The 19,061-nt window shown below is 57.4% G+C and carries 19 protein-coding genes and 4 tRNA genes; 7 read left to right on the top strand and 16 right to left on the bottom strand.

Features of this window, described 5'->3' with window-relative positions; translation table 11 throughout:
• Nucleotides 1-97: 97 nt before the first annotated feature.
• The 7 genes from FIV35_RS22220 to FIV35_RS22250 all read right to left on the bottom strand — a co-directional run bounded on the left by FIV35_RS22220 (nt 98) and on the right by FIV35_RS22250 (nt 6,377).
• On the bottom strand, nt 98-1,183 hold the full coding sequence (locus FIV35_RS22220; RefSeq protein ID WP_249040638.1) for an ANIS5 family metal-binding protein: 1,086 nt from the start codon (nt 1,181-1,183) through the stop codon (nt 98-100).
• 158 nt (nt 1,184-1,341) lie between these two features.
• Nucleotides 1,342-2,652 (bottom strand): flagellar hook protein FlgE, encoded by a 1,311-nt coding sequence (gene flgE / locus FIV35_RS22225; RefSeq protein WP_034139037.1) that lies wholly within the window; start codon nt 2,650-2,652, stop codon nt 1,342-1,344.
• 31 nt (nt 2,653-2,683) lie between these two features.
• Nucleotides 2,684-3,409, bottom strand: coding sequence for a flagellar hook assembly protein FlgD (gene flgD / locus FIV35_RS22230; protein ID WP_034139038.1), 726 nt, complete (start codon nt 3,407-3,409; stop codon nt 2,684-2,686).
• Nucleotides 3,410-3,424: 15 nt separating this feature from the next.
• Nucleotides 3,425-3,868, bottom strand: a complete 444-nt coding sequence (gene flgC, locus FIV35_RS22235) for a flagellar basal body rod protein FlgC (protein ID WP_024076985.1) — start codon at nt 3,866-3,868, stop codon at nt 3,425-3,427.
• Nucleotides 3,869-3,871: 3 nt separating this feature from the next.
• A complete protein-coding gene (gene flgB / locus FIV35_RS22240; RefSeq protein WP_003175633.1) occupies nt 3,872-4,279 on the bottom strand; it encodes a flagellar basal body rod protein FlgB in 408 nt (135 codons plus the stop codon).
• A gap of 296 nt (nt 4,280-4,575) precedes the next feature.
• Nucleotides 4,576-5,403, bottom strand: a complete 828-nt coding sequence (gene cheR, locus FIV35_RS22245; RefSeq protein WP_034099912.1) for a protein-glutamate O-methyltransferase CheR — start codon at nt 5,401-5,403, stop codon at nt 4,576-4,578.
• 41 nt (nt 5,404-5,444) lie between these two features.
• Nucleotides 5,445-6,377 carry a chemotaxis protein CheV gene (locus FIV35_RS22250; RefSeq protein WP_034139040.1) on the bottom strand — a complete coding sequence of 311 codons (933 nt, stop codon included), beginning with the start codon at nt 6,375-6,377 and terminating at the stop codon, nt 5,445-5,447.
• Nucleotides 6,378-6,458: 81 nt separating this feature from the next.
• Between FIV35_RS22250 and flgA the strand changes: the two genes are divergently transcribed.
• The 4 genes from flgA to FIV35_RS22270 all read left to right on the top strand — a co-directional run bounded on the left by flgA (nt 6,459) and on the right by FIV35_RS22270 (nt 9,039).
• Complete coding sequence (flgA, locus tag FIV35_RS22255) at nt 6,459-7,214, top strand: flagellar basal body P-ring formation chaperone FlgA (RefSeq protein ID WP_034139041.1); 756 nt, start codon at nt 6,459-6,461, stop codon at nt 7,212-7,214.
• 140 nt (nt 7,215-7,354) lie between these two features.
• Nucleotides 7,355-7,675, top strand: a complete 321-nt coding sequence (gene flgM, locus FIV35_RS22260; protein WP_034139042.1) for a flagellar biosynthesis anti-sigma factor FlgM — start codon at nt 7,355-7,357, stop codon at nt 7,673-7,675.
• A 48-nt stretch (nt 7,676-7,723) separates the two neighbouring features.
• Nucleotides 7,724-8,194 (top strand): flagella synthesis protein FlgN, encoded by a 471-nt coding sequence (locus FIV35_RS22265; RefSeq protein ID WP_034139043.1) that lies wholly within the window; start codon nt 7,724-7,726, stop codon nt 8,192-8,194.
• Nucleotides 8,195-8,289: 95 nt separating this feature from the next.
• A complete protein-coding gene (locus FIV35_RS22270; RefSeq protein ID WP_034099917.1) occupies nt 8,290-9,039 on the top strand; it encodes a flagellar brake protein in 750 nt (249 codons plus the stop codon).
• A gap of 59 nt (nt 9,040-9,098) precedes the next feature.
• Here FIV35_RS22270 and FIV35_RS22275 read toward each other — a convergent pair whose 3' ends face one another.
• Together FIV35_RS22275 and FIV35_RS22280 are read right to left on the bottom strand one after the other, a co-directional pair.
• The gene (locus FIV35_RS22275) at nt 9,099-10,490 is read right to left on the bottom strand and encodes an MFS transporter (protein ID WP_034139044.1); all 1,392 of its coding nucleotides are present in this window, start codon (nt 10,488-10,490) and stop codon (nt 9,099-9,101) included.
• A gap of 285 nt (nt 10,491-10,775) precedes the next feature.
• Nucleotides 10,776-10,852: transfer RNA gene (locus tag FIV35_RS22280), tRNA-Arg, on the bottom strand.
• Nucleotides 10,853-11,176: 324 nt separating this feature from the next.
• Between FIV35_RS22280 and FIV35_RS22285 the strand changes: the two genes are divergently transcribed.
• The 3 genes from FIV35_RS22285 to FIV35_RS22300 all read left to right on the top strand — a co-directional run bounded on the left by FIV35_RS22285 (nt 11,177) and on the right by FIV35_RS22300 (nt 12,310).
• Nucleotides 11,177-11,407 carry a hypothetical protein gene (locus FIV35_RS22285; RefSeq protein ID WP_034139045.1) on the top strand — a complete coding sequence of 77 codons (231 nt, stop codon included), beginning with the start codon at nt 11,177-11,179 and terminating at the stop codon, nt 11,405-11,407.
• A gap of 10 nt (nt 11,408-11,417) precedes the next feature.
• A complete protein-coding gene (locus tag FIV35_RS22290) occupies nt 11,418-11,597 on the top strand; it encodes a PA3371 family protein (RefSeq protein WP_080761473.1) in 180 nt (59 codons plus the stop codon).
• 386 nt (nt 11,598-11,983) lie between these two features.
• On the top strand, nt 11,984-12,310 hold the full coding sequence (locus FIV35_RS22300) for an Arc family DNA-binding protein (protein ID WP_024076996.1): 327 nt from the start codon (nt 11,984-11,986) through the stop codon (nt 12,308-12,310).
• A 128-nt stretch (nt 12,311-12,438) separates the two neighbouring features.
• On the opposite strand, the gene mgtE is transcribed toward FIV35_RS22300, so the two are convergent.
• From mgtE to alaS, 7 genes are all read right to left on the bottom strand, one after another.
• On the bottom strand, nt 12,439-13,881 hold the full coding sequence (gene mgtE, locus FIV35_RS22305) for a magnesium transporter (RefSeq protein ID WP_034099922.1): 1,443 nt from the start codon (nt 13,879-13,881) through the stop codon (nt 12,439-12,441).
• A gap of 329 nt (nt 13,882-14,210) precedes the next feature.
• A tRNA-Arg gene (locus FIV35_RS22310) sits at nt 14,211-14,287 on the bottom strand.
• A gap of 73 nt (nt 14,288-14,360) precedes the next feature.
• Nucleotides 14,361-14,437, bottom strand: a tRNA-Arg gene (locus FIV35_RS22315).
• Between the two features lie 108 nt (nt 14,438-14,545).
• Nucleotides 14,546-14,636: transfer RNA gene (locus FIV35_RS22320), tRNA-Ser, on the bottom strand.
• A gap of 62 nt (nt 14,637-14,698) precedes the next feature.
• Nucleotides 14,699-14,887, bottom strand: a complete 189-nt coding sequence (gene csrA / locus FIV35_RS22325) for a carbon storage regulator CsrA (protein WP_003175645.1) — start codon at nt 14,885-14,887, stop codon at nt 14,699-14,701.
• Between the two features lie 186 nt (nt 14,888-15,073).
• Nucleotides 15,074-16,315, bottom strand: a complete 1,242-nt coding sequence (locus FIV35_RS22330; RefSeq protein ID WP_034139046.1) for an aspartate kinase — start codon at nt 16,313-16,315, stop codon at nt 15,074-15,076.
• A gap of 95 nt (nt 16,316-16,410) precedes the next feature.
• A complete protein-coding gene (gene alaS / locus FIV35_RS22335) occupies nt 16,411-19,029 on the bottom strand; it encodes an alanine--tRNA ligase (protein ID WP_034139047.1) in 2,619 nt (872 codons plus the stop codon).
• Between the last annotated feature and the right edge of the window lie 32 nt (nt 19,030-19,061).

The following is a 19,061-nucleotide window of genomic DNA, read 5'->3' on the forward strand; positions in this document are numbered from 1 at the left end:
CGTGCCTCGGGCTTAACCGCCCAAGGTAAAAAAACCCCCGATAAGCCTGATGGCGTATCGGGGGTTTTTCTTTTATCTGACGAAATACCAAAGCGCTTTAGATCAGCACAGTCGCAGTGCCCGACTCAGGTGCTAAACCTCGCCGTCCCCATTTCTCAATACGGCCGTCGATCACCGCCATTGAATGCCCACCGTACTCCACCGTACCCACTTTGCTACTTTTCAAATCGGCATCGGTTGCCGGCCGGTAATGCCCTCTCAAGCCCAAGCGGTCCAGGCCTTCTCGCGCGTACTCTCCATCGTTGAGACTTTGCATCGCCGCCATGAAACTGCGTCCAGCCACGCCATCGTTATTTTCCTTCTGTGCACGTTTAGCGCTAACGGCGTACATGAAATTGGCATTAGTCAACATCTCGGGGTCATCCCCTCTAAAACGCGCGTGAAGTGCGGCTTGTTTAAGCTCGTCCTTGGATAAATGGACTTTGACCCCGTCTCTCATTTCCACGTCATAACCGTCACCGGCCTCTTTAACGCTTTTGAAAACATCCGTAGGTTTCTTGCCGAAATGCATCATGGCCGCCTTTATGGCTGAAACCGTAATGCAATTGCCGTTAGACCCTTGGTAGAAGCCACTCCAGATATTGCCAGCCCCTCTTCCCTTGTCGGGTTTAACGCCAGGATTACTGTTGTCCGGCTTATAGTCGTAGAAATTCGCGCCTTCGGTAATCGGCTTGTCGCTCATGGATTCCGAGGGGCCAAAATCCTGCGGATTAACTTGGCCGCCACCGCCGCCACCCCCACCGCCACCTCTGGGTGATGACGGTGCCGGGGGAGCCGGTGGTGTCACTTCATCAGGAAACCACTGTCCCAACAGCCGCTTGAGAAACTCAAGCCACTCGCCCCTCGCCTCTTCGATCAGCTTGTTCAAGATCTCCTTGAATTTTTCGTCACCCAGCTTTTCGCGCAACGCATTCAACTTGTCCCGCACGTCCTGAACCGTTTGCGACTTGTTGTCTTTTGTTGCATCAAATAGTTCGTTAAGCAGTGCCTTGACCGTTGAAGCCTCGCTGACCGGTTCCACGACATCCGAAGTCGACTGCCTGGCATCCACCCCGTAAAGCACACTCACGGCGCTGCGCCGCGACGCTCCCGCAATTGCCATCACCACCGCCCCTCTGTTCATTGCAGTGCCCCCCATGGGGTTCTGCTCACTTCAGTGGCGAGACTGGAACGGGCGTTCCTGCCAATGCGTAACAGCAATTAACTGCTGCCCTCCGATCACTTTTCTGCGCCCACAAAAAAGCCCCTCAAATGAGGGGCTTTTTACCGAGCGCGATGGGATCAGGTCATCTGAATGATGGTCTGCATAATGGTGCTCTGGGTCGAGATGGTCTTGGCGTTCGCCTGGTAGTTGCTCTGGGCCTTGATCAGGTCTACCAGTTCGTTGGTCAGGTTGACGTTGGAGTTCTCCAGCGAGTTGGCCACGATCGAACCCAAGGTACCGGATTGCGGAGTGTCGTAACCCGGTTGGCCCGAAGCAAAGGTCTCACGCCAGGAAGTGCCGCCCGAAGGCTGCAGCCCCTGTTCATTATTGAAGCTGGCCAGAGAGATTTGGCCGATGGCCTTGCTCTGCTGGTTGCTGAACGTGGCGAACAGTACCCCGTTGCCGTCAATTTTCAGGCCGGTGATCTGGCCAGTCGCATAACCATCAGTCACTGGCGGGTTACGGTAGGTGGCCGAGTTGTACTGAGTGATGTTGGCCATGTTAACGGCGATACCGCCCGGGTTGGCATCCGCACCGTTTGCCGTCCACACGCCATTGGTCACGGTGCCTGGCACCCACCCGGTGATGGTCAGCGTCGTGCTGGACACAGTGCCGGTGAGAATACCGGTGAGCTTGCCCGCGCCATCAAAGCTCAGGGTCGACGGTACAGGCGGCGTGGAAGGTGTGCCGGTAGGCGCCGAACCGTCCGGGTTGCGGCCGTCGATCAAAGTGTAGGCGTTCCACTTGTTGCCGTCGGTTTTCACCAGGTACTGCACCATCGGGTGCGCATTACCCTGGGCGTCATACAACGTGGTGCTGTACTGGGTGGTGAAGGTGCTGGTATCGCTCGGATTGAACGGCTTGAGCGTCTGGTCGATCACCGGCTCAGAGGAGTTCAGGTTACTGGTGGAGTCCACTTTGGTGGATGCTTTCGGCGGCAGATTCGACAGGTTCAGTTGCAAGTCGGTCAGGCCGCCCTTGATGATCTTGCCGTCTTCATCCGCTGCGTAACCCTGCAGACGCGAGGTGCCGGTGTTGTTGGTGATGTAGCCGTCCTTGTCGGCACGGAAAGCACCGGAACGGGTGTACTCCAGGGAGCCGTCGCTGCCCTTCTGCACGAAGAAGCCGCCGCCTTGGATAGCCATATCCAGGATACCGCCGCTGCCGTTGACGTCACCTTGGGTGAACTGCTGTGACACCGCCGCCAGGTTCACACCGTTACCGATGCTGTTCTGACCGGTGCCCAGCTTGGAGGCAGCGTAGATATCGGCGAATTCCGCACGAGAGGATTTGAAGCCAGTGGTCGCGACGTTGGCGATGTTGTTGCCCGTCACGTCCAGTTGTTTGTTGGCTGCATAGAGGCCGCTAAGGCCGATGTTAAAAGACATGTTTCTCTCCTTCTGCCGTATTTAGCCGGCTCTATGTACCGATAGTCTGAATTTGCGACAGCTTGACGCTGCCCATGCCGCCCGCCAGGTTCAGCAGCATTTCGCCGCCGGTCTTGCTCAGCGTCACGCTGGTCACCGTTGCTGGCAGCGAAGTCGCCAGGGCCACCGAGTCGCCCTTGTCGTTCTTGGTCGTGGCCGCGAAGGTATAAGTACCCGCTGCCGCCACCTCACCTTTGTCGTTCTTGCCGTCCCAGATAAAGTCGGACGTGCCGGCGCTTTGGGCGCCCATGTCGATGGTGCGGACCACGTTGCCGTCCTTGTCGGAGATCTTGATGGAGACGTTGCCCGTCGCCGCCGTCACCGCCACCGAACCGGTCATGCTTTTACTGGTATCGACCAGCGCCTTGTCGGTCTGGGTAATGATCGAGCGTCCCACCAGCGACGAAGCCTGCAGCGCCTGGGAGGAACTGAAGTTGCTGGAAATCGCATTCACCGAGTCATTCAGGGTATTGATGCCTTCCAGGCTACTGAACTGCGCCAGTTGAGCGACGAACGCACCGTTGTCCTGAGGCGACAGCGGGTTCTGGTTTTTCAGTTGGGTAACCAGCAACTGCAAGAATGCATCCTTGCCCAGCGACTGGCTGCCGGTCGCGGCCTTGGAAGCATCGGCTAAATTAGTGTTGTCCGACGCCGTCTTGACCTTCGAGTTGAAAAGGTCTTGAACCGCCGTGTTATTGGACGTATCGACAATGGCCATGGTTGGCGCCCCTTATCACTGACCCAGGGTCAGGACCTTCTGCATCATGGTTTTGGCGGTGTTCATCATTTCCGCGTTGGTCTGGAACGAGCGGCTGGCCGAAATCATGTCCGCCATTTCCTCGACCACATTGACGTTCGGGTAGTACACGTAGCCTTTTTCGTTCGCCGCCGGATGGTTGGGCTCGTAACGGGCTTCGAGGTTGCTTTGATCCTCGACTACGCCGAGTACCTGCACACCCTGGCCCGCGGCGTCCTGGTTCTGAAACAGCGAATCGCTGCCACCGCTCTGGCCGCCCTGGAACATGGTGGCGAACACCGGGTGACGGGCGCGGTAGGTTTGGTCAATGCTCGAAGACACGGTCTCGGCGTTGGCGATGTTACTGGCGACGGTGTTCAAGCGCGTGGTCTGCGCGCTCATGCCACTGCCGGCAATATTGAAAACACTGGACAGGGACATGGCTTACTCTCCACGCAGGGCTGACATCAGCCCTTTGAATTTACTGTTGAGCAGGGTAAAGCTGGCCTGGAAGTTCACCGAGTTCTCGGCATAGGCCGATTGCTCCAACTGCGCGTCGACGGTGTTTTGGTCGATGGACGGCTGCATCGGCGTGCGATAAAGCAGCGACTCGTCACCACTGCTCAGACCTTGTGCTTCGATATGACGGCTGTTGGTCATATTCAAGGCAAAGGTGCCGTTTTTGGTCTTGTCCTGCTGTGCAGCGAGCACGGCGGAGAAGTCCAGATCCCGAGCCTTGTAGTTCGGGGTATCGGCGTTGGCAATGTTGTTGGCCAGGACTTCGGCACGCTGGGCGCGGAAGCCCAAGGCTTGTTCGTGGATACCGAGCGCTTTGTCGAAGCTGATGCTCATGGCGGAGACCTTTAGGCTGACCTGCTGTTCGTTAACAGAGGTATAGCAAGGTGCATGCCAATTTTTTCAAGCCCCTTATATCAAGGACTTAAGCCGACATTGCCGGCGGCAATGCCAGAAAAGCGGCAAGCGGCTTCCGCTTGGCGCCAGTAAAGCGGCAATGGGGGATTGCCGCAAAACTAAAAGTGGGAGGAGGCTTGCCTCCGATAGCGGCGTATCAAGTCATGGACAGGTGACTGATCCAACGCTATCGGGGGGCAAGCCCCCTCCCACATTTTTGACTGCACAGGCCTTGTTTACTTGGCCTGGTAGATGATGCCCGGGCTGCACTGCACCATCTGGTAGTGATCCGGCAGGCCGTTGAGCGCCTCAGACGCACCGAGGAACAAGTAGCCGCCACGCTTGAGCGTGCCATGGATACGCAACAGGATGTCTTTCTTCACCTCGGCCGAAAAGTAGATCAGCACGTTGCGGCAGAACACCATGTCGAACTTGCCCAGGCTGGCGTAACTGTCGAGCAGGTTGAACGAGCGAAACTCCACTCGGCTCTTGATCGGCGCTTTCACCGCCCAGCGGCCCGCGCCTTTGGAGTCGAAGTAACGTTGCAAACGCTCCTGGGACAAACCGCGCCCCAGCGCCAGGGTGTCGTATTCGCCGGTCTTGCAGTTATTCAACATGGTCCCGGACAAGTCTGTGGCGACAATCTGCGCTCCAGCCTTCAACTGGCCCATGTTGGTTCGCTCGAACTCGTCGATAGCCATGGAAATCGAGTACGGCTCCTGCCCCGAAGAACAGGCCGCCGACCAGATGCGCAAGCGCTGTCCGGGACTGGCCTTGATGGCCTCCGGCAGCACCTTGCTTTTAAGCACTTCAAACGGATACGTATCGCGAAACCACAGGGTTTCGTTGGTGGTCATGGCATCGACCACCATCTCCTTGAGCCCACTGCGCGGCTGACTCTGGATCCGCTGAACCAACTCGCCCAGGGACTTGATGCCCTGCTGCTCCATCAGCTTGTTGAGACGGCTGGATACCAGGTACTGCTTGTTCTCACCGAGCAATATGCCACAGGCTTTTTCCAGGAAGACCCGGAACTGTTCAAAATCCAAATTACCTGTCGACACTGATACCGCCTCTAAAATCGTATGATCGCCAAGAATAAACCTTAGCCGTGATCTGCTGCTTTGATCCGGTCGACGACTCGGGATGCGAGGTCATCAGGACGGAATTTGGCCAGGAAATCATCCGCCCCGACCTTTTTGACCATGGCCTGGTTGAATACACCCGACAACGAAGTATGCAGCACGATATGCAATTTTTGCATACGCGGGTCGCTGCGTATCTCGGCTGTGAGAGTGTAGCCGTCCATTTCCGGCATCTCGATATCCGAGATCATCATCAGGAATTCTTCTTCCGGCTTCTTGCCCTCATCCACCAGTTTGCGCAGGTAATCCAGCGCCTGGCGGCCATCGTTGAGCGCTACCACTTCCACGCCGACAGTTTGCAGGCAACGGGTCACCTGCTTACGGGCCACGGAAGAGTCATCCACCGTCAGCACACGCAGGGACACCGCTTTGTGCGCCGTCTCGGCGTCTACCACGCCCACCGAAATCGTCTCAGAGGTAGGGGCCACTTCGGCGAGGATCTTCTCCACATCGATAATTTCCACCAACTGGTTATCGACCCGCGTCACCGCCGTAAGGTAGTGATCGCGGCCGGTGCCCTTGGGTGGTGGATGAATCTCTTCCCAGTTCATATTGACGATGCGCTCCACCGAGCGCACCAGGAAACCCTGGGTCTTGGTGTTGTACTCGGTGATGATCACGAACGGACTTTCACGGTCCTGAAGACCGGACGAGCCTGTCGCCAGAGCCAGATCAAGAATCGGGATGGTCGCACCGCGAATATTGGCAACGCCACATACCACTGGACTGGATTTGGGCATGATCGTCAGCTTGGGACATTGCAGCACTTCCCTCACTTTGAACACATTGATGCCATACAGCTGCCCGCCGTCGAGGCGAAAAAGCAACAACTCCAGGCGATTCTGCCCTACCAGCTGTGTGCGCTGGTTTACTGAATCCATTACACCTGCCATGCCCAGACTCCTACGCTAAAACCTTCGGGGGTACGACGCGCACCCGACACTAAACGGCACGAGCTTTGCTATTTGTTGGCTATGGATATGAAAACGACAGTTTCCCGACACCCCCGCCACCGCAGATTGCTCAGCGTCTCGATGGCATTGCTGGCTTTCTGCCTGGGCACCACGGCCCGCGCAGAGAACGTCACCTTGCCTGATCTCCTTATCGGCGTCACTCAAGGCTTTCTTGAGTTCACTGTAGAAGATTATCTGGCAACTACACAGACGCTGGGGCGTTATGAAATCCAAGTCAACCAGTTGGACCCTCGCTTGCGCATGCCTATGTGCGACAAGGAATTGACAGCCACCCTGGAAAGCCCCGCCCAGCCCATCGGCCGTGTGACGGTAAGGGTCCGATGCGACGGCGCTTCGCCCTGGACTGTGTTTGTGCCGGCGCAGGTCAAGCTGTTCCGTGATGTGGTGGTGGTCGCACGGCCGCTCAAACGCACCGCCATCATCGCGTTTGAGGATGTCGCCTTACGCGAGCGCGACATCAGCCAGATCAATCAGGGGTATTTGACAAGCCTCGACCAGGCCATCGGGCAGAAATTAACCCGACCAGTGGTCACCGATCAGGTCCTGACTCTTGTCCATCTGGAACAGGCCGAGGTGATTCGCAAGGGCGACCAGGTGGTGATCTCCGCCAGCAGCGGCGCCTTGAACGTGAAAATGCCCGGTGAAGCACTGTCCAATGGCGGTATGAGCGAGCAGATCCGGGTTAAAAACCTCAATTCAAACCGTGTAATCAAAGCGCGCGTGACCGCCCCAGGACAAGTCGAGGTGGCTTTATAGATCGCTGGTAGAGGACGCTGGGTTTTCCTACACTGTGCACGAGAAGTCCCGTGTGGAGATTTATTGTCATTCGCGCCTAAAGTTTATCCGGGTATGGCCGAAAACATGGCAAGCGTCCAAATACCCAGAGGTTTTTTATCATGGTCATTGATTTCAGTCGTTTAAATAACTCCCCGGCAACGTCTGGTACTGCACGCACCACGGGTGCCAAAGAAAGTGCGGAAACCAAGGCCCCAGTGCCTGCCAAGACGGAACAAACCAGCGCCAGCCAGAGCGGGGAATCGGTACACCTGAGCAATGAGGCTCAACAGTTGCAGAAGGTCACTGACTCGCTGCGCGATCAACCGGTTGTCAATAAAGCCCGCGTGGCCGAGTTGAAACAGGCAATCGCTGATGGCAGCTATAAAGTCGACAGCAACCGTGTAGCCAGCAAGCTGCTTAACTTCGAAGCCGAGCGCTAGGCAAAGGCCTGCGCCGGGCTTTTGGACGCTTAAAACCCAAGGCCAGCCATGCATCACGACGAAACCCTGCTTCAACTGATCATCGATGATCTAGCGCCGACGCAACAATTGCTCGAGCTGCTGAAAGAAGAATCCTTGGCCCTCTATGGCCGGGACATGCCACTGCTGGAGGAAATCCTCGCACGTAAGCAGTCGCTGATCGTCCTGCTGGAACAGCACGGCAAGAAACGCAGCCAGATCCTGATCAGCCTGGGCTTGCCCGCAGACCATGACGGCCTGGCCCAACTGGCCAGCCACTCTTCGGTCGGCGACCAACTGCTGAGTCAGAGCAAAGCACTCAATCAGTTGCTTACCCAATGCCAGGAAGCCAACCAACTCAATGGTCAGTCGATCCAGCTTCAGCAAGCTACGACGGCCAACCAGTTGCGTATACTCCACGGCGGCGAGCCACCGGCGTTGTATAACGCGCAAGGCTCTACCTCTCGCTTGGTCAAACCCAGCACCCGCAGCCAAGCCTGATACCGGTTTACCGCGCGCCCTATCCAAGGCGCGCTACATGCTGGCAAAATGCCGGTTCTTGCGTGTAGTCGTATTTGTCTGGAGATGGAAGAACCGTGTTCAACGCTCTTAATGCGGAAGATGCTCCGCAGCCCCCCAAGGTCCTCACCACGCCTCTGGAAATCGCCGGCAACTTGCGAATGCTGCAAGAAAGCCATGACCCGCTGATCATTACGTTTCACGAGCGCAGCCAGCGTTTCCAGAGTTATCTGGTGGATGTCGATCGGGACAGTAACACGCTGGTCATGGACGAAATGATCCCCCGCGACGGTGAGCGCTATCTTGAAAATGGCGAGCCGTTCCGCATCGAAGGTTTCCACGATGGCGTGCGCGTTGCGTGGGAAAGCAACGGTGGCATGACCATCAGCGAAAAGAATGGTCACCGCATCTACACCGGCAGCATGCCCAACGAAGTTGTCTATCACCAACGTCGGAATGCCTTTCGTGCCGCCCTGAAGCTGGCACAGTTGGTGAACATCGAGCTGGGTGGAGAAAAGCTCAAGGCGCCGATCAACGGCAAGCTGTTGGATATTTCCGCCACCGGCTGCAAATTGCGCTTCGAGGGAGACATCACTGAGCGCCTGCAACTGGGCCAGGTCTATGATCGATTTATCGCCGCCCTGCCCTTCGGCAGCATGACCACCTCGGTCGAACTGCGCTACCTGCACTTCGAAGAGAAGATCAACACCACCTTCGCCGGCGTACGCTTCCATAATATGAGCGGGCTGGTGCAGCGACAGGTCGAGCGTTTCGTTTACCAATTGCAGCGCGAAGCACGGCGTTTCGACAAAGACGACGACTTTTAAGCGCAACAGGTCGCAATAAAAAACGGGCAGACCCTCAGGGGTCTGCCCGTTTTTCGTTATTAGGGACGCGCCCCACTCAAGCCGTTGGGATGCTCGTCGGAGTCCGGCTGTTCGGCAGGTGCCTCGGCACTCGGCTCCTCGACCGGTGGTGGCTGCGGTGGCTGCGGCGGCTCGACTTCGGGCTCAGGGCTCGTTTGCATCTGATCCTGCACCACTTGCTCATCCACCCGCGGATCGAGCGCCGCGACCAGCGGCGAACTGGACATACTGTCGGGCATCGCGACGTGATGCAAAGGCGCGTCGTCCACCTGATGCAGATTGGTGACCGCCTTGGGCCTAATCCGCCACACCAGGATCAGCGCGCACAAGGTGAAAAACGCGTACAGCATCTGACTGCCGAACAACTTCATCACCACACCCGCCAACAAAGGCCCGACACTGGCGCCGACGCCATAGGTAACCAACAGCATGGCCGTCAAAGATACCCGGCGGTCACCTTCGACATGGTCGTTGGAAAACGCCACCGCCAGCGGGTACAGGCAAAACTGCACCAACGAGCACAGGAATCCGGCGATGAACAGTACCTCCAGCGGCACCTGAGTGAGAATCGCCAACGGCAATGACGCCACCGCCAGGCAAAGCGCGAAGCAACGAATCAGCAGCGCGCGATCATAACGATCCGACAGCCAGCCCAACGGCCACTGCACCACCAACCCGGCAAAGATGCAGCTACCCATGAACAAGCCGACCTGCTCGGTCGTCAACCCCTGCTGGGAGGCATACAGCGGCGCCAAACCGTAGAAGGAGCCGACGATCAGCCCCGCGCCCAACACAGTACTCAGCGACTGCGGCACGCGCTTGATAAAGAAGCGCGGCTCCATCGGAGCCGGCCGCAAAGGCGCCGGGTGAATGCGCCGAGTCATGGCAACCGGTACCAGACAGAGCGCAAAGCACAACGCGACCAGCATCAACAGTTCCAGGCCGAGCTGGGGATGCATTACCAGAATCAACTGACCCAGTACCAGGCCCAGATAAGAGGCGATCATATAGCCACTGAACACCACACCCCGCTGCTTGGCGTCAGCCTGTTCGTTGAGCCAGCTTTCAATGACCATGTACTGGCACATCATGCCCAGCCCCACGATCACCCGCAGCACGATCCAGGCTGGCAACCAATCGACCAGGCCATGGCCCAACACCGCCGCACCGACAATCCCGGCACAGGTGGCATAGGCGCGGATATGCCCCACTCGGGCAATCAGGCGGTGTCCAATCTTGCCGCCCAGCACCAGACCAAAATAGTTGGCGGCCATCAGCGCACCGACCCACAGGCTGTCAACGTTATCAGCCGCCAGGCGCAGAGCCAGGTAGGTGCTGAGCAAGCCAGAGCCGATCAGCATCATCAAGGAGGCGAAATAAAGGGCTCGAAAAGATTTCCAGATCTGTCGCATCGGCGTTCCGAGCGGCTCCTTGCAGTGAGAAACAGGGCTATCGGCATGATAGTCCTGGGTGGCCGGTTCCGGACAGGCGGTAAGGCAGTTTCCGGGGATAAATTTGTACAAAACAATTGGCTACAGCTCAGACGCAGCTCAGTGGCGCTCGAGATACACCGTTGTCACGAATACACGACAGTCCCTGCTGTGAACCTCGATTGCCGCCAAGGTTCGACCGGCTCTGGAAAAGTTCGAGCACGCACAAAAAAGCCCCGCCGGATATTCCGTACGGGGCTTTGAATATGGCGTCCCAGGGCCGGTTCGAACGGCCAACCTTCCCCTTAGGAGGGGGATGCTCTATCCAATTGAGCTACTGGGACTAATGACAGCCATCAAGCCATGGCGGCGATGGACGGCGTGCATGTTAACGGCGGAGGTGAGTTTTGTCATGTCGTCCTTAGGCTTTTTGCCCGTAAGCCGATCCTGACTACAGCGATTTCGGTTTCGCCCCGTAAACACAGGCACTTGGCCTAAGTCGTGCAAAATGCACTCCCGCAAACTGGTCGCGTTGCAAATTGCAACCTCAGAGGCAGTATAAACACCTCCAAACCATTGATTTTATTGAAATAATGGTTTGGCACGACACCTGCAATACTGTTCTTATACCCCACCACTCAGCCAGGCGGTAAACGGAGAACATGCCCATGAACAGCGCCCTTCTGTTAGCTCTCAATTCTGTCGCCCTGGCTGCACTGGTGATGTTTCACTTTCAATCGTCGAATGCGCAAGATCCGGCACAGATCAGCCAAAACGCTGTTCCACACCACCTGCAGCAACGCCCGCAGCTGGCGGTGATGACGCCAACCGCACAATCTCCCGTACGCCTGACCCAGGGCTCCCAGCCCGCCCCTGCAGCCGAACACTGGGTTTTCTGAGGACAACATGATGAGCAAATCTGCCTGGCTTCTCCTATGCCTGACCGCGGCAACGGGTCTCTATGGCCTGCGGACAGATGCGCCAGATGAGCAAACCACTGCGCTGATTGCCAGCGGCGTATCTGCCTGCTTATTCGTGCTCACCCTTTTCGTGGGCCGTCGCATCAAATTCGATCCAGTCCTACGCTGAAAGCTCCTCTTCCTCCATACCTTACGTCGCCGCAACCTAGCCAATCGGCCATTTGCCACTAGTCTTAAAGATAAGGGCAAAAGGCCACTTTGCTATAGGATGTGCGGCCTCAAACCCTGCCGTGACTGGGTTTTGGGATAGTTCCATCTGGGTAGCCCCTCAAGTGAATGTTTTCCAACCAGTCCGCAAAAATGCAAATCAGTGCTGGCATAAAGCCTCCAGGCAGTTCAATATTTGTCACAGAATTGACGCCAAGGAACTGGCAAATGTGAGGCATGATGCGGCCTCTTTGCAATTCGGGTTGAACTTTGGTCGTGAGTCTTGTCTTAACACTCATCTTGCGGCCAATTCCAGAAACCGCTCCCCTGAACTAACCGGTTAAATATATGCGCCCATTGAAACAGGCAATTTATTCCAGCCGTACGGCTGACAAGTTCGTCGTACGTCTGCCAGACGGAATGCGGGAACGCATTGCCGAGGTGGCTCGCAATCATCACCGCAGCATGAACTCCGAAATCATCGCGCGCCTGGAACAGAGCCTTATTCAGGAAGGTGCGCTGGGTGAAGAGTTGAGCATGCGCCTGGACAGTCCTGAGCTGTCGCTGCACGAACGCGAACTGCTGCAGCGTTTTCGTCAGCTCTCCCATCGCCAGCAAAATGCTCTCGTCTCGCTCATCGCGCACGACGTTGAGGCGGCCGCAGAAGCCGATTGATGTGCAACCGAAAGCCGAAGCCAGCCTAGTGCTGGCTTTTTTTTGCGTGGGATTTGTGAAAACAACCGCAAGAGCAAGTCTGCTCGCTCTTGCGGCGTAGCGGCCGGGCAGCCGCGCATCGAGTTGGCTTAGAGGAGAAAGATCGTCGCCAGGCCCAGGAAGATAAAGAAGCCGCCGCTGTCGGTCATGGCCGTGATCATCACGCTGGCGCCCATGGCAGGATCGCGCCCCAGGCGCGCCAAAGTCATAGGGATCAACACGCCCATCAGCGCCGCAAGCAGCAGATTAAGGGTCATGGCAGCAGTCATCACTACCCCCAGCGACCAACTGCCATACAGCAAGTAAGCCACGACGCCGATCACGCCACCCCATACCAGACCATTGATCAAGCCCACCGCCAATTCTTTGCGCAGCAATCGCGACGAGTTGGCAGTACTCACCTGATCCAGCGCCATCGCACGCACAATCATGGTAATCGTCTGGTTGCCTGAGTTGCCGCCGATGCCTGCCACAATTGGCATCAGCGCCGCCAACGCCACCAGCTTCTCGATGGAGCCTTCGAACAATCCGATCACGCGGGATGCGATAAACGCAGTAATCAGGTTGATTGCCAGCCACGCCCAGCGGTTATGCAGCGAACGCCAAACCGAGGCAAAAATATCTTCCTCTTCACGCAGACCCGCCATGTTGAGGACTTCGGTTTCACTCTCTTCACGGATCAGGTCGACGATTTCATCGATAGTCAGACGACCGATCAGCTTGCCGTTCTTATCGACCACGGGAGCCGAAATCAAGTCGTAACGCTCAAAGGCCTGAGCCGCTTCGTAAGCATCTTCGTCAGGATGAAAGCTCACCGTGTCGCTGGCCATCAAGTCGGCCACTTTTTTCTCAGGGTCGTTGACCAGCAGCCGCTTGATCGGCAGCACACCCTTGAGAATACCTTCGTAATCCACCACGAACAGCTTATCGGTGTGGCTTGGCAATTCTTTCAATCGACGTAGATAGCGCAGTACCACTTCCAGGCTGACGTCTTCACGGATGGTGACCATCTCGAAGTCCATCAGGGCGCCGACCTGATCCTCATCGTAGGACAACGCTGAGCGCACGCGCTCGCGCTGCTGACCGTCAAGGGCCTCCATCAGCTCGTGGACAACGTCACGCGGCAATTCGGGCGCCAGGTCGGCCAGTTCGTCGGCGTCCATCTCCTTGGCCGCCGCCAACAACTCGTGATCGTCCATGTCGGCGATCAGGGTTTCACGCACCGAGTCCGACACTTCGAGCAGGATGTCGCCATCACGGTCGGCCTTGACCAACTGCCACAGGGTCAGTCGATCATCGAGCGGGAGGGCTTCAAGTATGTAGGCAACGTCGGCGGAGTGCAGATCATCGAGCTTGCGTTGCAGCTCGACGAGGTTTTGCCGGTGCACCAGGTTTTCGACGCGGTCGTGGTGAGGACCTTCCTGGCGGTGCGTTAGGTCTTCGACCACACGCTGGCGCTGCAGCAGCTCGATAACTTGAGCAAGGCGATCCTGCAGGCTTTCTTGAGTTTTCTTTACTTCAACTTCGGTCATAGGCGAACTCCACTCCCAGCAGCGGGGCACGCCGGAAGGATCAATCAGTCAATTCATGATTGGTGAAACGGGGCACTGAGTAACTACTGGGTAAGTCCATGGAGGTATTCCACAAGCCCCGGCGGGGCTGACGGGCGCAATGATACACCTTGCGTCCGCTTTTAACGTTAAAAAACTGGAAAGAACAAGCGCTTGCGAGCCAAAGCTGAGTATTGGCCGCATCTATGAACTGCGACGACGCAGACGGAAAGGAAAACACATGGGCCGAGAGAAAAAAGATAAAACCCCAGACGGCAAAAAGCCCGCGCTAGGCGGGCTTTTTGTTTGTATGGTGCACTCGACAGGATTCGAACCTGTGACCGCTCGGTTCGTAGCCGAGTACTCTATCCAGCTGAGCTACGAGTGCAGATTGTGTTTTTTAGACCAGATCACAACTGGTTGAAGCCAAGCTACCTGCATCGCTGCAGCTAACTCTTAAATGGTGCACTCGACAGGATTCGAACCTGTGACCGCTCGGTTCGTAGCCGAGTACTCTATCCAGCTGAGCTACGAGTGCATTTGTTGCCGCGCATTATAGGCCGTTCAATCTCTATGTAAAGCGATTTTTTCGATTAATTTCAACAACTTACCGATAAATCCAGATTGCAACGTACTAAGCAAATAATGGCGGAGAACGGGGGATTCGAACCCCCGACACCCTTTTGAGGTGTACTCCCTTAGCAGGGGAGCGCCTTCGGCCACTCGGCCAGCTCTCCGCAACACGGGGCGTATATTAACCACGTTCATCCCCGTTTGCAAACATAAAAAACGATAAAAATTAAAGGCTTGGTTCTTCGTCCTTCTCTTTCTTGATCCGCAGGTAAATTTCCTCGCGGTGGACCGCTACCTCTTTCGGAGCGTTAACCCCGATACGCACTTGATTGCCTTTAACGCCGAGCACGGTCACGGTGATTTCTCCATCACCGATAATCAGGCTTTCTGCGCAACGACGAGTCAGAATCAGCATGCCTTTCTCCTCACGCATTTCAGTTCAGGAACAACAGTCTGCAAAAAAAAGGCCTTCGACCTACAACCCGAAAGCCATAGCCCTACCCGCCTAAGTATTGTCGAGCGCGCGCAAAAGAACAGGTCCTACACACGCAGCCCACAAAAAAATGAAAGGCGCGGTAAACCGCGCCTTTCTGGCATTACGTCACTCGCCCTGTCGGGCCGGAGCGTCCAGCTCAAAAGCGGTATGCAGCGCGCGTACAGCCAGTTCCAGGTACTTCTCTTCGATCACCACCGAGACTTTGATTTCAGAGGTGGAGATCATCTGGATGTTGATGCTTTCCTTGGCCAGGGCTTCGAACATGCGGCTGGCAACACCGGCGTGGGAACGCATGCCCACGCCCACGATGGAGACCTTGGCAATCTTGGTGTCACCCACCACTTCACGGGCGCCGATTTCTTTTGCAGTGTTCTGCAGAATACGCTCAGCCGCATCGTATTCGTTGCGGTGCACGGTGAAGGTGAAATCGGTAGTGTTATCGTGCGAAACGTTCTGCACGATCATGTCGACTTCAATGTTTGCGCCACTGATAGGGCCCAGGATCTTGAACGCCACGCCCGGGGTGTCTGGCACGCCACGGATCGTCAGCTTGGCTTCATCGCGGTTGAAAGCGATGCCGGAAATGATCGGCTGTTCCATGGATTCCTCTTCATCAATAGTAATGAGGGTGCCCGGCCCCTCTTTGAAGCTGTGCAATACGCGCAGCGGAACGTTGTACTTGCCGGCGAACTCCACCGCGCGGATTTGCAACACCTTGGAACCGAGACTGGCCATTTCCAGCATCTCTTCAAAGGTGATCTTGTCCAGGCGCTGCGCGACGGACACCACACGCGGGTCCGTGGTGTAGACGCCATCCACATCGGTGTAGATCTGGCATTCATCAGCCTTGAGAGCTGCCGCCAGCGCCACACCCGTGGTGTCCGAACCGCCACGGCCAAGGGTGGTGATGTTGCCCTGCTCGTCCACACCCTGGAAGCCCGCTACAACTACCACACGCCCGGCTTTCAGATCAGCGCGAATTTTCTGATCGTCGATCTGCAGGATACGCGCCTTGGTATGAGCGCTGTCGGTGAGGATGCGCACTTGGCTGCCTGTGTAGGACACAGCCAGCACGCCGCGTTTGTTCAGGGCCATGGCCAGCAGGGCAATGGTCACCTGTTCGCCGGTGGACACGATTACATCCAGCTCGCGCGGCAACGGTTGCTGGTCGCCACTGATTGCCTTGGCCAGATCGATCAGGCGATTGGTCTCGCCGCTCATGGCCGACAGCACCACCACCAGGTCGTCGCCAGCGTCGCGGAATTTCTTAACTTTGTCGGCCACCTGCTCGATTCTTTCGACAGAGCCGACCGAGGTGCCTCCAAATTTCTGTACGATCAAAGCCATTTCCAGCCGCCTCAGCCCGTAAAGGGGCGCCTAAATATCCAATCAACCAGCACTGATCAGGCCCGCGACTAGACCACGGGCCGATAAACAATGCCTTAAATGCCAGCCTCGACAAACGGCACGGTCAGGGCCAGGGCCGCATCCAGGGCACCGGCGTCTACACCACCGCCTTGCGCCATGTCCGGACGACCACCACCCTTCCCGCCCACTGCCGCAGCAGCTTGCTTCATCAAATCACCGGCTTTGAGTTGGCCAGTCAGGTCTTTGGTTACACCGGCAACCAGTACGACCTTTTCCTCATGGACACCGCCGAGCAGGATCACTGCGCGGCCGAGCTTGTTTTTCAACTGATCGACCAGGGCCAACAACGCCTTGCCGTCCTGACCGTCCAGGCGTGCGGCCAGGACTTTCACGTCCTTGACGTCAACGGCCGAGGCCGACAGATCGTCGCCCGCTGCGCTGGCAGCCTTGGCTTGCAACTGTTCCAGCTGTTTCTCCAGGGCACGGTTGCGCTCCAGGACAGCGGACAGCTTGTCGATCAGGTTGTCGCGGCTGCCCTTGACCAGGCTGGCCGCTTCCTTGAGTTGTTCTTCCGCCGCGTTCAGGTATGCCAGGGCCGCAGCGCCGGTCACCGCTTCGATACGACGCACACCGGACGCCACGCCACCTTCGCTGATGATCTTGAGCAAGGCAATGTCGCCGGTACGGTTGGCGTGGATACCGCCACATAGTTCCACCGAGAAATCGCCGCCCATGCTCAGCACGCGCACGCTGTCGCCGTACTTCTCGCCGAACAATGCCATGGCGCCCTTGGCCTTGGCCGTCTCGATATCGGTCTCGACGGTTTCCACCGGGGTGTTCTTGCGGATCTCAGCGTTGACGATGTCTTCCAGCGCCTTGATCTGCTCTGGCTTGATCGCTTCGAAGTGGCTGAAGTCGAAACGCAGGCGCTGACTGTCGACCAACGAACCTTTCTGCTGAACGTGTTCGCCCAGCACCCGGCGCAGGGCGGCGTGCAGCAAGTGGGTGGCCGAGTGGTTCAGCGACGTGGCGTGGCGCACGTCGGCGTCTACCTGGGTGTCCACCGGGGAGCCTACGGTCAGACTGCCTGAGGCCAGCACACCGTGGTGCAGGAAGGCGCCGCCGGTCTTGGTGGTATCACGTACGTCGAAACGACCGGAGCTGGATTTGACGAAACCACAGTCGCCGATCTGACCGCCGGATTCGGCATAGAACGGGGTCTGATCCAGCACCACGACGCCCTCGTCGCCTTCGTTCAACACGTCAACCGACTGGCCTTCCTTGTACAGCGCGACCACTTTGGCCGAGCCGCTGGTGGCCTTGTAGCCGGTGAACTCGGTGGCCACATCCACCTTGACCAGGCTGTTGTAGTCCATGCCGAAGGAACTGGCCGAGCGTGCGCGCACGCGCTGGGCTTCCATCTCGCGCTCGAAACCTTCCTCGTCGAGGGTCAGGTTGCGCTCGCGGGCGATGTCGCCGGTCAGGTCCATCGGGAAGCCGTAAGTGTCGTAGAGCTTGAACACCACATCGCCCGGCACCACGTTGCCCGACAGGTTGGCCAGGTCCTGTTCAAGGATCTTCAGGCCCTGTTCCAGGGTTTTGGCGAACTGTTCTTCTTCGGCCTTGAGCACGCGCTCGATGTGCGCCTGGTTCTGCTTGAGTTCCGGGAAGGCATCGCCCATCTCGGCGACCAGGGCCGCGACGATCTGGTAGAAGAAGCTGCCATTGGCGCCCAGCTTGTTACCGTGACGGCAAGCGCGACGAATGATGCGACGCAGCACATAGCCACGGCCTTCGTTGGACGGCAGTACGCCGTCGGCGATCAGGAAGCCGCAGGAACGGATGTGGTCGGCCACCACTTTGAGCGAGGCTTGGTCGTCATTGCTGCAACCGATGGCCTTGGCGGCCGCTGCCAGCAGGCTCTGGAACAGATCGATTTCGTAGTTGGAATGAACGTGCTGCATCACCGCACTGATCCGCTCCAGGCCCATGCCGGTGTCCACCGACGGTGCCGGCAGCGGATGCAACACGCCATCGGCGGTGCGGTTGAACTGCATGAAAACGTTGTTCCAGATCTCGATGTAACGGTCGCCGTCTTCTTCCGGCGAGCCCGGCGGGCCACCCCAGATATCGGCGCCGTGGTCGTAGAAAATCTCGGTGCAAGGGCCGCATGGGCCGGTATCGCCCATGGTCCAGAAGTTGTCGGACGCGTACGGTGCGCCTTTGTTGTCGCCGATACGCACCATGCGCTCGGCCGGCACGCCCACTTGTTTGGTCCAGATGTCGTACGCCTCGTCATCACTGGCGTAGACGGTGACCCAGAGTTTTTCCTTCGGCAGTTTCAGCACGCCGGTCAGAAAGGTCCAGGCGAAGTTGATCGCGTCTTGCTTGAAATAATCGCCAAAGCTGAAGTTGCCGAGCATTTCGAAAAAGGTGTGGTGACGGGCGGTGTAGCCGACGTTTTCCAGGTCGTTGTGCTTACCACCGGCGCGCACGCACTTCTGGCTGCTGACCGCGCGGGTGTAGGCGCGCTTTTCCTGGCCCAGGAAGCAGTCCTTGAACTGGTTCATCCCCGCGTTAGTGAACAGCAGGGTAGGGTCATTGCCTGGGATCAAGGAGCTGGAGGAGACACGGGTGTGACCTTGCTCTTCGAAGAAGCGAAGGAAGGCTTCACGGATTTCTGCGCTTTTCATTAGGTTCTTCCACGGAGGCTGCGGCCAAAGGC

Source organism: Pseudomonas rhodesiae (genome assembly GCF_007858255.1).
Lineage (GTDB): Bacteria > Pseudomonadota > Gammaproteobacteria > Pseudomonadales > Pseudomonadaceae > Aquipseudomonas > Aquipseudomonas rhodesiae.

Coding starts and splice junctions, on each gene's coding strand:
- FIV35_RS22285 (WP_034139045.1), top strand. CDS start 11,177: ATGAACAGCGCCCTTCTGTTAGCTCTCAATTCTGTCGCCCTGGCTGCA.
- FIV35_RS22220 (WP_249040638.1), bottom strand. CDS start 1,183: ATGAACAGAGGGGCGGTGGTGATGGCAATTGCGGGAGCGTCGCGGCGC.
- FIV35_RS22250 (WP_034139040.1), bottom strand. CDS start 6,377: ATGGCAGGTGTAATGGATTCAGTAAACCAGCGCACACAGCTGGTAGGG.
- flgD (WP_034139038.1), bottom strand. CDS start 3,409: ATGGCCATTGTCGATACGTCCAATAACACGGCGGTTCAAGACCTTTTC.
- csrA (WP_003175645.1), bottom strand. CDS start 14,887: ATGCTGATTCTGACTCGTCGTTGCGCAGAAAGCCTGATTATCGGTGAT.
- FIV35_RS22300 (WP_024076996.1), top strand. CDS start 11,984: ATGCGCCCATTGAAACAGGCAATTTATTCCAGCCGTACGGCTGACAAG.
- FIV35_RS22290 (WP_080761473.1), top strand. CDS start 11,418: ATGAGCAAATCTGCCTGGCTTCTCCTATGCCTGACCGCGGCAACGGGT.
- FIV35_RS22275 (WP_034139044.1), bottom strand. CDS start 10,490: ATGCGACAGATCTGGAAATCTTTTCGAGCCCTTTATTTCGCCTCCTTG.
- flgM (WP_034139042.1), top strand. CDS start 7,355: ATGGTCATTGATTTCAGTCGTTTAAATAACTCCCCGGCAACGTCTGGT.
- flgE (WP_034139037.1), bottom strand. CDS start 2,652: ATGTCTTTTAACATCGGCCTTAGCGGCCTCTATGCAGCCAACAAACAA.
- flgB (WP_003175633.1), bottom strand. CDS start 4,279: ATGAGCATCAGCTTCGACAAAGCGCTCGGTATCCACGAACAAGCCTTG.
- alaS (WP_034139047.1), bottom strand. CDS start 19,029: ATGAAAAGCGCAGAAATCCGTGAAGCCTTCCTTCGCTTCTTCGAAGAG.
- flgC (WP_024076985.1), bottom strand. CDS start 3,868: ATGTCCCTGTCCAGTGTTTTCAATATTGCCGGCAGTGGCATGAGCGCG.
- FIV35_RS22330 (WP_034139046.1), bottom strand. CDS start 16,315: ATGGCTTTGATCGTACAGAAATTTGGAGGCACCTCGGTCGGCTCTGTC.
- flgA (WP_034139041.1), top strand. CDS start 6,459: ATGGATATGAAAACGACAGTTTCCCGACACCCCCGCCACCGCAGATTG.
- mgtE (WP_034099922.1), bottom strand. CDS start 13,881: ATGACCGAAGTTGAAGTAAAGAAAACTCAAGAAAGCCTGCAGGATCGC.
- FIV35_RS22265 (WP_034139043.1), top strand. CDS start 7,724: ATGCATCACGACGAAACCCTGCTTCAACTGATCATCGATGATCTAGCG.